This window comes from Burkholderia sp. EMB26 (assembly GCF_024730645.1).
GTDB classification, from domain to species: Bacteria; Pseudomonadota; Gammaproteobacteria; order Burkholderiales; family Burkholderiaceae; genus Burkholderia; species Burkholderia cenocepacia.
In genome coordinates this window covers 1,761,714-1,775,923 of sequence record NZ_CP078071.1, presented here as the reverse complement: position 1 = coordinate 1,775,923, position 14,210 = coordinate 1,761,714, and the positions used below count along the sequence as shown (strand labels likewise).

Below are 14,210 nucleotides of genomic sequence, written 5' to 3'. Positions count from 1 at the left end.
GCGATGCAGACCGTTCACGCGCTCCATTTGCCGGTCAGGCCCGAGTGGCTCGCATTGCGCGACGAGCCGGTGCTCGAACCCGAACTCGCCATCGTCGATGCCCACCATCACCTGTGGGACCGCCAGACCGGGCGCTATCTCGCGGACGAGTTCGGCGCGGACGTGCGCGGCGGGCATCGGATCGTGTCGACGGTCTACGTGCAGTGCCGCTCGATGTTGCGTGCAAGCGGGCCGGAGGCGTTCAAGCCGGTGGGCGAAGTGGCATTCGCGAGCGGCATCGCCGCGATGTTCGACAGCGGCGCATACGGCCCCACGCGCTGTTGCGAGGCCATCGTCGGCGGTGCCGATCTGTCGCTCGGCGCGGAACTCGATGCGGTGCTCGACACGATGCTGCAGGTGTCCGGCGGGCGATTGCGCGGCATCCGCAATCCGCTCGCGTGGCATGCGAGCCCCGACGTGCGGTCGAGCCCGGTGACGCCGCCGCGCGACCGGATGTCGGAGCAGGCTTTCAGGCAGGGCGTGACGACGCTCGGCCGCTACGGGCTGTCGCTCGACGCGTGGGTCTATCACACGCAGCTCGACGACCTGTACGAACTCGCGCGCGCGTCCGAGGACGTCATCGTCGTCATCGACCATTTTGGCGGCCCCGTCGGCGTGGGGCCGCATGCCGGCCGGCGTGCCGAAGTGCATGCGCAGTGGAAACGGCAACTCGCGCGTCTCGCCGCGTTGCCGAACACGCGCATGAAGCTCGGCGGCGCGGGCATGACCGTGTTCGGTTTCGACTTCGCCGCGCGCGCGCTGCCGCCGTCGTCGCAGGACCTGGCGGCCGCGTGGCAGCCGTATTTCGATACCTGCGTCGAGCTTTTCGGCGTCGATCGCTGCATGTTCGAAAGCAACTTCCCCGTCGACAAGGGGATGTTCGGCTATCGCGTGCTGTGGAACGCCTTCAAACGACTCGCGTCCGCGATGTCGGCCGACGAAAAGGCCGCGCTGTTCAGCCGGACGGCCGCCTCGACGTATCGCGTCGCGATTCCCGGAGACAACCCATGAAGACGACTGCAACCGTGGCGACGCAGGACATCGATGCCGCCGCCGCGGAAAAAGGGCTCACGCGCGTGACCGGTATCGAGTGGCGTGCGCTGTCGCTCGCGGGGCTCGGCTGGACGTTCGAGAGCTACGACTCATTCCTGCTGTCGCTGCTGCTGCCGACGCTCGCGCTGCAGTTCGGGCTGAACAAGGCGCAGCTCGGCATGTTCACGAGCGTCACGGCGGCCGGACAGATCATCGGCGGCATTCTGTTCGGCTTCGTGTCGGACCGGATCGGGCGCGTGCGCACCGCGCTGCTCTGCGTCGGCATCTACTCGCTGTTTTCCGGCCTGATCGCATTTGCGCCCGATGCGCACGCGTTCGCCACGTTGCGCTTTTTCGGCGCGCTCGGCATGGGCGGGACCTGGACCGCCGGCGCGGCGCTCATCGCGGAGACCTGGCATCCGGGCCGGCGCGGCAAGGGCGGTGCGCTGATGCAGATGGGCTTGCCGATCGGCGCGATTCTCGCGATCGCGATCTCGGGCATCGTCGGCGCCACGCATGGCGGATTGGGCGGCGACGGCTGGCGTCTGCTGTTCCTGATCGGTGCGTCGCCGTTCTTCATCCTGTTCTGGGTCGCGCGCAAGACGCCGGAATCACCGATCTGGCTCGAACGCCGGCACGCGAAGTCGCAGGCTCGCAAGCCCGACACGGCCGGTCACGAGAAGCTGAACGTGCGCGGCCTGCTCACTGCCTTCTGCTTCATCTTCTTCCTGCAGTACCTCTACTGGGGCGTATTCACGTGGACGCCGACGTTCCTGATCACGGTGAAGCACCTCGACTTCGTGCATAGCCTGAAGTTCGTGCTGGCGTTGCAGTTCGGCGCGATCACCGGGTTCCTGCTGTTCTCGGCATGGGTCGACCGGCTCGGCCGGCGGCCGATGTTCCTGGGCTACCTGCTGATCGGCGCGCTGGCCGTCGGCGTGTATATCGTGTCGGCGAATCCGTTGCTGCTGATGACCGCGATCTTTCTGACCGGCTTCAGCGTGAACGGCATCTTCGCGGGTGCCGGCCCGTTCCTCGCGGAGATCATCGGCAACACGGCATCGCGCGGCTTCTTCATGGGTCTCGCATACAACGGCGGCCGGCTCGGCGGCTTCATCGCGCCGTTGATCATCGGTGCGCTGGCGTCGACGTCGGGCGGCTTCGTGCTCGGACTCGCGACGACGATCGTCGCGTTCGTCGCCGCGGCCGCGGTCGTGCTGTTCGCGCCCGAAACGCGCGGAAAGGCGCTGTCATGAACGTGGCGACGCAAGCGGGATGGGTGAACAGGCTGTTTCCCGCGCTGACGGAGGCATCGCTGCGGCGCTACCTGAGCGGGCAGGTCGCGTCGGTGCTCGGCAGTTGGACGCAGAACGTCACGCTGAATCTGCTGATCTATCACTTGTCCGGCTCGGCGGCGATCCTCGCGCTGCTCAACTTCCTGCTGTACGGGCCGCAGTTGATCGTCGCACCGGTGGCGGGCTCCCGCATCGGCTCGGCCAACGCGCGCCGCGTGACGCTCTGCGTGCTGACGACGTCGCTGCTGCTGACGGGCAGCCTCTTCACGTTGTCGCTGCTTGGCCTGCTCGGCGTGAAGCTGATCCTCGCGCATGCGCTGGCGATCGGCGTGTCGAGCGCGGTGGAAACGCCGGCGCGGCAGGTGCTGCTGCTGACGAGCTTGCAGGATCCGACGCACACGTCCAACGCGGTCGCGATGAACACGATGGTCTACAACGTCGGGCGCATGGTCGGCCCGACCATCGCCGGCTTCGTCTATCCGACGCTCGGCCCGCGGACGTCGTTCGCGATCTATGCGCTCGCGCTGTGCTTCATGGCGGCGTGCGTGCGGTCGATCCGGACCGCGACGGTGGACGGCCCGTCGCGCGCGGAAAGCGGCCTGCGCGACGCGGTCGGCTACGTGCTGTCCGATGCGTTCTCGGCCCGCTATCTGCCGATTCTCGCGTGCATCGGCCTGTTCGCCGGCAGCTACCAGACGCTCGTGCCGCTGCTCGCGGACCAGGGCTTTCACGACGCGGCGCGCTTTACCGGCGTGTTCTTCGCGTGCGCCGGCGCCGGCTCGTTGAGCGCGGCGGTGCTGCTGTCGTCGGCGTTCGGGCCGCGCACGTCGCACCGGTTCATCGCGTATGCGCCGTGGACGGCAGTCGGCGCGCTGGCCGTACTGGCCGCGACGACCGATGCGGCGGGATCGATTCCCGCGTTCTACGCGCTCGGCTTCAGCCTCACGTTCGCGGCCACGTCGACGAACGCGACGATTCAGCGGCAGTGCCCAGAACACGTGCGCGGCGGGCTCGTCGGGATGTACGGCATGGCCTACAACGGCACGATGCCGTTCGGTTACCTGCTCGTCGGCAGCGCATCGGAGGCGCTCGGCGTGCGACACACCTTCGCCGCCATGGCCGCCGTGCTGGCGTGCGGCGTGGTGGCGGTCATCGCGTGGCAACGGTTCACAGGAACGCGCTCAGGCGCACAATAAACGGAGACAACATGCAAGCCGGTTTCATGGAAGCGTCCGCGATCGAGCGCCGGACCATACGAAAGGTCGTCTGGCGACTCATTCCCTTCTTGATGATCTGCTACCTGCTTGCCTTCATCGACCGGGGCAACGTGGGGATGGCGTCGCTGCAGATGAACCATGACCTCGGGATGTCGGCGCAGGTCTTCGGTTTCGGCAGCAGCCTGTTCTTCATTTCGTACTTCTTTTTCGAAGTGCCGAGCAATCTCGCGCTGCAGAAATACGGCGCGCGAATCTGGATCGCGCGGATCATGATCACGTGGGGCATCGTGTCGGCGGCGACCGCGCTCGTGCACAACGCGACGACGTTCTACGTGCTGCGTTTCCTGCTGGGCGCGGCCGAGGCCGGCTTCTTCCCGGGCGTGCTGCTGTATTTGTCGTACTGGATTCCCGCGCAGTACCGCGCGCGGATCGTCGCGACGTTCATGGTCGCGATTCCGGCCGCGAGCTTCATCGGCTCGCCGATCTCCGCGCTGCTGTTGCAGATGGACGGCGTCTGGGGCCTGCGCGGCTGGCACTGGCTGTTCATCCTCGAAGGCATTCCCACGGTGCTGCTCGGCATCGCGTGCCTGTTCATGCTGACGAACAAGCCGGAGAACGCGAGGTGGCTCGACGACGACGAGCGCGCGTGGCTCTCGAACGCGCTGGCCGCCGGCCACAAGACGCGCAAGAAGGTGCCGTCGTTGCCGCTTGCGCAACTGTTCCGCAACCGCTATGTGCTGTGCCTCGCGCTCGTCGACACGTGTGCTTCCGCGGCAGGCAGCACGCTGTCCGTGTGGCAGCCGCAGTTGCTGAAGTCGTTCGGCTTGACCGTCATGGAAACCGGCCTGCTGAACTCGGTGCCGTACGCGGTGGCCTCGATCCTGATGGTTTACTGGGGCCGGCGCTCGGACCGCCTCGGCGAACGCCGCTGGCACACGGTCGTGCCGATGCTGCTGATCGGCGTGGGCCTGTTCGCGACGTCGCTGAGCGGATCGCTGCTGCCCACGATCTGCATGCTCTGCGCGGTGCTGGTCGGCGCGTATTCGTTCAAGGGCCCGTTCTGGGCGCTCGCGACCGACATGCTGTCCAACAGCACCGTGGCGGCCGGGCTCGCGACGGTCAATGCCATCGCGAACCTGCTCGGCGGCGGGCTGATGGTGAACGTATACGGGTGGGTGAAGGCGGCGACGGGCAGCTACGCGCTCGCATTGATGCCGCTCGCGATCCTCACGCTCGTGAGCGTCGCGACGCTGCTGCTGCTCACGCGCAATCATGCGGCCGGCAAGCTGGTCGGCAAGACGGGGACCATCTGATCATGGCGCGCATCGCGAGACGTGAATTCCTCCGGATCGCCGGCGCCGCGCTGGCTTCGGCTGCATTGCCGAGGCTGGCCGCGGCCGACGAAACGTGGTCGAGCGGCACCGGACGGCCGGCGTTCCGGTTGCCCGACGGGGCGATCGACTGTCACATGCACGTCTACGACGACCGGTTTCCGGTCGCGCCGGGCACGACGCTGCGCCCGCCGAATGCGACCGTCGCGCAATACCGAAGCGTGCAGGCGCGTATCGGCGTGAAGCGCAACGTGGTCGTGACGCCGTCGACGTACGGGACGGACAATCGCTGCACGCTGGCGGCGATCGCGCAGTTCGGCGCCGACGCGCGTGGCGTGGCGGTGGTCGACGGCACCGTGAGCGACGACGAACTTCGGATGCTCGATCGCGGCGGCATCCGTGCGATCCGCTTCAACCTCAGCTATCCGGGTGCGACGACACTCGACATGCTGGCGCCGCTCGCCGCGCGCATCGCGAACCTCGGATGGCACATCGAGCTGGTGGTGCAGGGTGCGCGGCTGCCTGAGCTGGAGCCGCATCTTGCGGCGTTGCCTTGCCCGCTCGTCATCGACCATATCGCGCATGTGCCGCAGCCCGGCGGACTGTCGTCGGCCGCGTTTCGTACCGCGCAACGCCTCGTGGAAAAGGGCCATACGTGGATCACGTTGTCGGGGCCGTACGTCGACAGCAAGACGGGCGCGCCCGCCTACGACGACGTCGCGCCGGTCGCGAAGGCGCTGATCGACATGGCGCCGGAACGCATGCTGTGGGGCACCGACTGGCCGCACCCGACGCAGAAGACGGACAAGCCGGACGACGCAAGCTTGCTGGACGTGATCGCCGGCTGGATCGGGCGGCCGGACTGGCAGCAGCGGATATTCGTCACGAACCCGGCGAAGTTGTACGGATTTGCATAGCGCGGGGAGGAGGTCGGAAGCTTGAAGCCGGTGACGAAACGATGTCGTCCGCAATCGGGGGATATGTTTGAAGGCGGATGGAGCCAGCGGCTGCTCGGCGGCGGCTACCGCCGACCGCGTCGCGCGGTATCCGGCCAGACGCGCGCGTCGACGGCGCCGCAGGCATGTGCGCCCACAAGCGGCCTGCGGCTCAGAGAATCGACCGGTAGGTGCCGCCCTCGACGCGCACCGCGGCGCCATTGGATGCCGCGCCCAAAGGACTGGCAAGCAGCGCCACCATCGCGGCAATCTCGTCGGCCTCGATCATGCGGGCGATCAGCGAGCTTGGACGATACGTGCCGAAGAAGTGCGATTCGATTTCCGCATCGGTCATATCGGGCCGAGGCGCGGTTTGCCGAAGATACGCGACGATGCCTTCGGATCGCGTGGCGGACGGCAGTACGCTGTTGACGGTCACGCCGGTTCCCTTCGTCAGTTCGGCCATGCCGCGCGAGACCGCGAGTTGGGCCGATTTGCTGACACCGTAGTGCACCATGTCCGGCGGCGTGAACGCACCGACTTCGCTGGACATGAAGATTACACGCCCCCAGTTCTTCGCAAGCATGCGAGGAAAGTAATGCCGTGACAGCCTGACACCCGACATCACGTTGACGTCGATCATTCGCAGCCAGTCGTCATCGGTGATTTCCGCGAACGGCTTCGCTTCGTAGTAGCCGAGATTGTTCACGAGAATATCCGTGTCCGGCTGGGCATCGATCAGTGCCGCGACGCCTCGCTCGCCGCTTACGTCGGCGACGATTCCGCGTACGCTGCCGCGCGGCGCGGCAGCGGAGAGCTCGGCGACGGCTGCGTCGAGCTTGTCTCGTTGCCGCCCTGTGATCGTGACCGCGACGCCTTCCGATGCCAATGTTCGCGCGATCGCCATCCCGATGCCGGCGGTGGCGCCGGTGACGATCGCGGTTTTTCCTTCAAGTTGCAGATCCACGGTTTGCTTCTCCTTTACTTTACTCATCGAGGAACCAGCACGGCCGGTCCGTTGCACGGCATTACTTGAGCCGCTTCAGCATTTCGCCGGCGACGTCCAGCGCCGACGCCGGATTCTGTCCGGTGATCAATTCGCGATCGGTCACCATGTGCGCGGTAAACGGCACCTCGTTGCTGCTATAAACGCCACCCGCGCGTTGCAATGCGGTCTGCGGATAGAACTTCATCGCGCCGCCGCCGAGCAGCCCTTTGGCTTGCTCTTCTTCCGCGTTGCTGATCACCGTCATCCGGTAACCGGCGTAGATCCATTTCATGTCGCCGTCGCCCGCGTTTCCCGCCGCGAGCTTTCGCGTGAAGCCCGGCGCATCGGGCAGGGTCGACAGCAGCGCAATCGGGCCGTGGCAAACGAGCGCAGTGGTCTTGCCGCGCGCGTGAAAGTCGGCCAGCAATCTGCCGACGGCGGCACTGGTCAACAGGTCCTGCATCGGCGCATGGCCGCCGGGAACATAGACGGCATCGAAGTGCGCGTAACCGATCTGCTCCACCCGCGACAGGCTGATCACCGGGGAGTGCGCGCGCGACGTGATTTGCAGCCGGTCGAGCAACGCGCGGTAGTCGCGCATCGCGTTTTCGTCGCCGTTGAAGTACATCTTGTCGGCCGACGTGACGTCCAGCGTCGGCGCCTTGCCCTCCGGCGTCGCGAAGGTCACCTGGTGGCCGGCATCGAGCAGCGCCTTGACGGGCTGCATCAGCTCGTTCAGGTAGAAGCCCGTCGCGAAGACCTTGCCGTCCTTCAGGTCGAGGTGGTCGGAATCCGACAACACCACAAGCACGTTGGCAGCGTGGGCGCCGTATGCGGCAATGCCGAGGATTGCCGCAACGGCGAGCTTGCGCATCGAATACATCGCTTTCTCCATCGGGAAGTTTCAGGCTTGTCGTGAACGGGTGAGCAACAGATGACGCATCGCGGCGCCCACGCCGGAAGCCGACTGCGGGTTCTGGCCGGTCACGAGCCGTCCGTCGACGACGACCTTCGCGGTCCAGTTCGGTGCGGGATCGTGAAGTGCGCCACGCTGCTTCAACGTACTCGCGAGCAGGAAGGGGACCACGCGATCGAGCTGGACCGCCCGTTCTTCTTCGTCCGTGAATGCGCTCAGATTCTTGCCGGTGACGAGATAGGTACCGTCGCCGAGCTTCACGTCGACCAGTGCGGCCGGGCCGTGACATACGGCACCGACCACGCCACCCGCTTCATAGATCGTGCGCGTCACCTTCTCCACGTCGGCGTTGCGGGGAAAATCCCACATTGCGCCATGACCGCCGGCAAAGAAGACCGCCGCATATTTCGACGCGTCGACGTCGCCGAGCCGCTGCGTGTGGCGCAGTGCGTCGCGGAATGCGGCATCGCTCCAATACCGGGCGTTGATTTCGTCGTCGAGATCGAGCCCGTCGACGGGCGGTTCGCCGCCCTGAATCGATGCGAATTCGACGGGAATGCCGGCCGCGTCGAGTTCGGCCAGCGGATGCGTCACTTCGCCGAGATAGAAACCGGTCGGCTCCCCGGTCGAGCCTTTCCTTGCGTGGCTCGTGAGTACGAATAGAACCGACAGATCCTGCCGGTCGCGATGTTCGCCATTCATGCTGTGCTCCTGGATTTCAATGGGTGACTCGACGATGCAGTCACGACGCACGCACTTTATTTGGCTCGGTCGCGGAGATAAACTGGCGAAAAAGTAAAGCTTTTGTTCTTTGGAGGACAAGATGGCGCGCAAATTCGACCATCTCGGTGACGTGGAAGCATTCGTGACGGTGGTCGAAAAAGGCTCGATGACTGCCGGCGCGGTGGCATTGGGCAGCACGCCTTCCGTGTTGAGCCGGGCCATCACACGCCTGGAAGCCCGGTTGGGCACGCAGTTGCTGCGTCGCTCCACGCGGCGGTTGAGCCTGACGGAGCACGGCCGGCTCTATCTGGAGCAATCGCGCGCGGCGTTCCTGCTGATCGATGACGCCGAGCGGGCCATTCAGGGGCACGGCGGTACCTTGACCGGCCATGTCCGGCTGAGCGTACCCACGACGTACGGGCACTATCGTCTGCCGCCGCTGCTTCGGCGGTTCACGCGGGAACACCCGCACGTTCGCGTGGAGTTGAACATCGCGAACCGGAACGTGGATCTCGTGGCCGAGGGCTTCGACCTGGCGATCCGTCTGGGCGAATTGCCGGACAGCGGTCTGGTCGCGCGCAAGCTCGAGGATGCGGCACTGTGCCTGGTCGCGTCGCCCGAGTATGTCGCGCACGCCGGCACGCCCGGAAATGTGGCCGACCTGGAGCACCATCTTTGTTTGCCGTTCATGCTGCCCAGCAGCGGCCGTATCGCGCCCTGGGTATTCCGCGACGGCGATCGGGACATCGATTGGCTGCCGGCTTCGAACGTCGCGGTGTCCGACGATGTGCTCGGTGTCGTGTCGATGGCGCAGAGCGGCGCCGGTATATGCCAGACCTACGACTTCATCGTTCAGGATCGGATCCGGGCCGGACATCTCGTCGAAGTGCTGCCCCATCTGCGCGGTCGCACACGGCCGTTTTCGGTCGTCTATGCGCCGCATCGCCGTCTGTCGGCCGCGTCCCGCAACTTGATCGACATGTTGGTCGCGTCGGCATCCGAGGCTTGAAGTGCCGGCAATGCCGACGCGAGATTCGGCGTGGCGTGACGGGTGCTGCATCGGATGCCTGTATTCGCATCTCATCGAAAGCGACACGAGCCGGACCGAAGCCCCGTATTAACCCTGATTAAAAACACTTATCACGGTGAAAAATTCCGCATCTTATTGAACCGATATCGGCTCGCTATAGTGGCTCGCTTTCCCGCGCGCATCCGCGGCGTGCGCAGACAAACGGCAGGAGCCTCTTGATGACCACCGATACCCGCTTCACCGAAGTCGAGGATCTGCTGCCCGCCGCCGGCGGGCTGCGCGAGATCCGTCACCACATCCATCACCACCCCGAACTCGCGTACGAAGAGCACGACACGGCCGCGCTCGTCGCGGACAAGCTCGAGCAGTGGGGCTGGCAGGTGACGCGCGGGGTTGGCAAGACGGGCGTGGTCGGCACGCTGCGGGTGGGCGACGGCGCACGCAGCATCGGCATTCGCGCGGACATGGACGCGCTGCCGATCGTCGAGGCGACCGGCCTGCCGTATGCGAGCGGCACGCACGGCAAGATGCACGCATGCGGCCACGACGGCCACACGACGATGCTGCTCGGCGCCGCGCAGCATCTCGCGAAGACGCGCCACTTCTCGGGCACCGTGCACCTGTATTTCCAGCCGGCGGAAGAGCACGGCGTCGACAGCGGCGCGAAGAAGATGATCGACGACGGCCTGTTCGAGCGTTTCCCGTGCGATGCGGTGTTCGGCATGCACAACCATCCGGGCGCGGCGCCCGGCGTATTCCTCACGCGGCGCGGCCCGTTCATGTCGGCGGGCGACAAGGCGATCATCACGATCGAAGGCGTCGGCGGCCACGCGGCGCGGCCGCACCTCACGGTCGATCCGGTCGTCGTCGCGGCGAGCATCGTGATGGCGCTGCAGACGATCGTCGCGCGCAACGTCGACCCGTCGCAGCCGGCGGTCGTCACGGTCGGCTCGATGCACGCGGGCACCGCGAACAACGTGATTCCGAACGGTGCGCGCCTCGAGCTCAGCGTGCGTTCGTTCAGCCCCGACGTGCGCGCGCTGCTCAAGCGCCGCATCACCGAGCTGGCCGAAACGCAGGCCGCGAGCTACGGCGCGACTGCCAACGTCGAGTACATCGAAGGCTATCCGGTCGTCGTCAATACGGATGCCGAAACGGATTTCGCCGCGCAGGTCGCGCGCGAACTCGTCGGCGATGCACACGTGGTCGAGCAGGCCGACCTGCTGATGGGCAGCGAGGATTTCGCGTTCATGCTGCAGCAGCGACCGGGCTCGTTCGTGCGGCTCGGCAACGGCGAAGGCGAGGACGGCTGCATGGTGCACAACCCGAAATACGACTTCAACGATCGCAACCTGCCGATCGGCGCGGCGTTCTGGACGCGCCTCGTCGAGCGTTACCTCGGACAGTGATCGCGGCGGCGGCGCGCGGCCGGCGCTTCCGGCCGCATTGACAGGAGAGGATAGCGATGCAGAAGGACCATCTCGCGCTGCACCCCGCGTCGACGGGCGCTGCCGGAGCCGGTGCGCCCGGCGCGCCTGCCGTCACGCGGCGCGGCGCGATCGCCGCGGCCGTGATCGGCAACTGGCTGGAATTCTTCGATTTCACCGTGTACGGCTTCTTCGCGGTGCTGATCGGCAAGCTGTTCTTCCCGTCGAGCGACCCGACCACGTCGCTGCTGCTGTCGGTCGCGACGTTCGCCGCCGGCTTCTTCACGCGGCCGCTCGGCAGCGTCGTGCTCGGCGTCTACGCGGACCGCAAGGGGCGCAAGGCCGCGCTGAACCTGACGATCATGCTGATGGCGCTCGGCACCGGCCTGATCGCGATCGCGCCGACCTATGCGCAGGTGGGCGTCGCCGCGCCGCTGCTCGTCGTGTTCGCGCGCTTGCTGCAGGGTTTCTCACAGGGCGGCGAATTCGGCGCGGCGACGTCGACGCTGCTCGAACAGGGCGGCACGTCGCGCCGCGCGTTCCGCGCGAGCTGGCAGCTCGCGACGCAGGGCGGCGCCGCGCTGATGGGCTCGGGCTTCGCAGCGCTGCTGTCGAACACGATGACGAAGGATGCGCTGGAAGGTTGGGGCTGGCGGCTGCCGTTTCTCGTCGGCGTGCTGATCGCGCCAGTCGGGATGTTTTTGCGTCGCCGGCTCGCGGACGATGCGCCCGGCGACCGCCATCACGGCATCGAGCGCGGCGTGCTGCACGAACTGTTCTCGAAGCACACGCGCACGGTGTTGCTGCTGATGCTCACGGTGATGGGCGGCACGGTGTCGACCTACATCCTGACCTTCTACATGCCGACCTACGCGATCCATACGCTCGGCCTGCCGATGAAGCTGTCGATGTTCGTCGGCGTCGCGTCGGGCTGCGTGATGCTGGTCACGTGCCCGCTGTTCGGTTGGCTGTCGGACCGGCTCGGCAGCCGCCGCCTGCCGATCTTCGTCGGCCGCGGCGTGCTGGTCGCGCTGCTGTTCCCGGCGTTCTGGCTGATGAACCATCATCCGACGCTGTCGGTGATCCTGCCGCTGACCGCGCTGATGCTGCTGTTCTATTCGCTCGGCTCCGCATCGGAAATGGCGCTGATGTGCGAGTCGCTGCCGCGCCACGTGCGCGCGACGGGGATCTCGATCGCGTATGCGCTCGCGGTGACGATCTTCGGCGGCACCGCGCAGCTGATCGCGACCTGGCTCGTGAAGACGACCGGCAGCAAGCTCGCGCCGGCCGGCTACGTGGCCGCGTGCGTGGTGCTGTCGCTGGTCGCGGTCGCGATGCTGCGCGAGACGGCGCGGGAATCGCTGGACTGACGTGCGAGGCGCGATGCGGGCCGCGACGCGGCCCGATGCGCTTACCGCCCGCGCACGACCCTCAGATACGACGCGAGCATCGTCGCGAGTTCCTGCGCGGCCGGCGTCAGCGGCACGGCCGCGCGCTGCAGCAGGCACACGTCCTGCGCGTCGGCCCGTTCGCGCACCGATATCTTCGCGAGCGCGCCGGCGAACGGCCCGTGCCGCGTGATCGCTTCGGTTTCGAGCGCGAGCGAATCGGTCTGCGTGACAATCTGCAGCGTCTCGAACATCCCCTCGACGGTCGCGAGAATCTTCGGCGGCGGCTGGCCGTGCGCGTCGAAGTACGCAAGCAGCCGGTTGACGACCGGGTCGGCGCTCAGGTTCGGCGAGCGCGTGGACACCCATCCATAGGCGGCCAGCTCGGCGAGCGATTGCGCATGCATCGCCGGGTGCCCGTTGCGGCACACGACCACCGGCGCCGACGTGCGCAGCGGCGTGACCGCGAGATCGGTCGTGTCGGTCTGCTTCGCGACTAGCGCGATCGCGAAATCGACCGCGCTTTCGCGCAGCCAGCCGATCATCATCCGCGACGTGCCGGTGCGCAGGTGCACGTCCACCTTGTCGAAGCGCGCGCGGAACGCGGTCAGCACCGGCGCGAACGCGTCGATCAGCGGCTCGGTCACGAGGCCGAGCGTGACCGTGCCTTCGTAGGCGCCGCTCAACTGACGGATTTCCCGCTCGACCTGCTCGCATTCGCCGAGGATCGCACCGGACCGCGCGAGCAGCCGCTGGCCGACGGCCGTCGGCACGATCCCGCGGTTGGTACGCGTGAACAGCGTCGCGCCGAGCGTCGCCTCGAGGCCCTGCAGTTGCTGCGTGACGCCGCTTTGCGCGAGATCGAGCGCGCGGGCGGCCGCGCGCAGGCTGCCGTGCTCGACGACGGCCTGGAAGATGCGGAGCTGGGACAGCGTGAACGCCATGGGAAGCAGCGAGGCCGGTGATCGGAAATACCGATCATGATAAGTCAGCCGATGGTTCCGGCGCTGGCCGCGGGCTTCTACGATCGCAGGCAGTCCGGCTCATGCCGTTCGTTCCTTTTCCTGCCTATCGTCGACCATGAAACGTTTCCTTGCCCCGCTCGTTTCCCTGTGCATTGGCCTGGCCGCCACGTCCGCGTCCGCGCTCGATGCGCCCGTGGTGCGACTCGGCATCGACCCGACCTACCCGCCGATGGACGCGAAGGCGCCCGACGGCAGCCTGAAGGGCTTCGACGTCGATCTCGGCAACGAAATCTGCCGCCGCGCGCAGTTGCGCTGCCAGTGGGTCGAGCTCGAATTCTCCGGGATGATCCCCGCGCTGCAGGCGCGCAAGATCGACGCGATCCTGTCGTCGATGGCGATCACCGCGAAGCGTGAGAAGCAGATCCTGTTCTCGTCGAAGCTGTTCCGCTTCAAGTCGCGGCTCGTCGCGCGGCCCGGCAGCGGGCTCGACGGCACGGCGGCGTCGCTGGCCGGCAAGCGCGTCGGCGTGCAGTCGGGCACGCAATTCGAATCGTGGGCGCTCGCGCACTGGGCGCCGGCCGGCGTCGGCGTGGTGCCGTACAAGAGCCAGGACGACGTGTTCGCCGATCTCGTCAACGGCCGCCTCGACGCGGCGCTGCTCGGCACCGTGGAAGCCGATTACGGGTTCCTGCGCCAGCCGCGCGGCAAGGGTTTCGCATTCGTCGGCGCGCCGCTCGACATGGGCGATCGCGGCGTCGGCATCGGCATGCGGCAGTCGGATACCGCGCTGAAGGCGTCGATCGACGGCGCGATCGCGTCGATGCTGAAGGACGGCACGTACGACCGGATCGCGAAGCAGTATTTCGATTTCAACCCGTACGGCGACTGAGCGCCGTGCCGGCCCGTTGCCCCGATTCCCTGCTT

General features: G+C 66.8%; 13 protein-coding genes. 9 read left to right on the top strand and 4 right to left on the bottom strand.

The genetic code is table 11. The features are described 5' to 3' along the window. The first annotated feature begins 3 nt into the window (after nucleotides 1-3). Genes KU887_RS24715 through KU887_RS24695 form a run of 5 tightly spaced genes read left to right on the top strand, consistent with a single transcriptional unit; the run spans nucleotide 4 to nucleotide 5,831 of the window. Entirely contained in the window at nucleotides 4-1,050 is a 1,047-nt protein-coding gene (locus tag KU887_RS24715; RefSeq protein ID WP_258255716.1) for an amidohydrolase, read from the top strand. Further along, complete coding sequence (locus tag KU887_RS24710) at nucleotides 1,047-2,327, top strand: MFS transporter (protein ID WP_258255715.1); 1,281 nt, start codon at nucleotides 1,047-1,049, stop codon at nucleotides 2,325-2,327. The genes KU887_RS24715 and KU887_RS24710 overlap by 4 nt, the downstream gene beginning before the upstream one ends. Further along, complete coding sequence (locus KU887_RS24705) at nucleotides 2,324-3,562, top strand: MFS transporter (protein WP_258255714.1); 1,239 nt, start codon at nucleotides 2,324-2,326, stop codon at nucleotides 3,560-3,562. The genes KU887_RS24710 and KU887_RS24705 overlap by 4 nt, the downstream gene beginning before the upstream one ends. Nucleotides 3,563-3,573: 11 nt before the next feature. Continuing rightward, a complete protein-coding gene (locus KU887_RS24700; RefSeq protein ID WP_006482588.1) occupies nucleotides 3,574-4,896 on the top strand; it encodes an MFS transporter in 1,323 nt (440 codons plus the stop codon). A gap of 2 nt (nucleotides 4,897-4,898) precedes the next feature. Beyond that, a complete protein-coding gene (locus KU887_RS24695; protein WP_058902360.1) occupies nucleotides 4,899-5,831 on the top strand; it encodes an amidohydrolase in 933 nt (310 codons plus the stop codon). A gap of 190 nt (nucleotides 5,832-6,021) precedes the next feature. Here the strand turns inward: KU887_RS24695 and KU887_RS24690 are convergent, their stop codons facing one another. The 3 genes from KU887_RS24690 to KU887_RS24680 form a co-directional block, all read right to left on the bottom strand. Next, nucleotides 6,022-6,816: an SDR family NAD(P)-dependent oxidoreductase gene (locus KU887_RS24690; protein WP_048987665.1), complete on the bottom strand. Its 795-nt coding sequence runs from the start codon at nucleotides 6,814-6,816 to the stop codon at nucleotides 6,022-6,024. Nucleotides 6,817-6,877: 61 nt separating this feature from the next. Further along, a complete protein-coding gene (locus tag KU887_RS24685) occupies nucleotides 6,878-7,732 on the bottom strand; it encodes a type 1 glutamine amidotransferase domain-containing protein (RefSeq protein WP_230205719.1) in 855 nt (284 codons plus the stop codon). Between the two features lie 9 nt (nucleotides 7,733-7,741). Next, nucleotides 7,742-8,455, bottom strand: coding sequence for a type 1 glutamine amidotransferase domain-containing protein (locus KU887_RS24680; RefSeq protein ID WP_048987658.1), 714 nt, complete (start codon nucleotides 8,453-8,455; stop codon nucleotides 7,742-7,744). Between the two features lie 121 nt (nucleotides 8,456-8,576). Between KU887_RS24680 and KU887_RS24675 the strand changes: the two genes are divergently transcribed. The 3 genes from KU887_RS24675 to KU887_RS24665 all read left to right on the top strand — a co-directional run bounded on the left by KU887_RS24675 (nucleotide 8,577) and on the right by KU887_RS24665 (nucleotide 12,303). Next, nucleotides 8,577-9,485 (top strand): LysR family transcriptional regulator, encoded by a 909-nt coding sequence (locus KU887_RS24675; protein WP_258255710.1) that lies wholly within the window; start codon nucleotides 8,577-8,579, stop codon nucleotides 9,483-9,485. A 239-nt stretch (nucleotides 9,486-9,724) separates the two neighbouring features. Then, nucleotides 9,725-10,915: a M20 aminoacylase family protein gene (locus tag KU887_RS24670; RefSeq protein ID WP_200062010.1), complete on the top strand. Its 1,191-nt coding sequence runs from the start codon at nucleotides 9,725-9,727 to the stop codon at nucleotides 10,913-10,915. Between the two features lie 56 nt (nucleotides 10,916-10,971). Then, nucleotides 10,972-12,303 (top strand): MFS transporter, encoded by a 1,332-nt coding sequence (locus KU887_RS24665; RefSeq protein ID WP_258255708.1) that lies wholly within the window; start codon nucleotides 10,972-10,974, stop codon nucleotides 12,301-12,303. 41 nt (nucleotides 12,304-12,344) lie between these two features. Here KU887_RS24665 and KU887_RS24660 read toward each other — a convergent pair whose 3' ends face one another. Continuing rightward, nucleotides 12,345-13,265: a LysR family transcriptional regulator gene (locus KU887_RS24660; protein ID WP_006482592.1), complete on the bottom strand. Its 921-nt coding sequence runs from the start codon at nucleotides 13,263-13,265 to the stop codon at nucleotides 12,345-12,347. Nucleotides 13,266-13,401: 136 nt separating this feature from the next. Here KU887_RS24660 and KU887_RS24655 point away from each other — a divergent pair, with 136 nt between their 5' ends. Continuing rightward, nucleotides 13,402-14,175, top strand: coding sequence for a transporter substrate-binding domain-containing protein (locus tag KU887_RS24655; RefSeq protein ID WP_034203235.1), 774 nt, complete (start codon nucleotides 13,402-13,404; stop codon nucleotides 14,173-14,175). The last annotated feature ends 35 nt before the right edge of the window (nucleotides 14,176-14,210 follow it).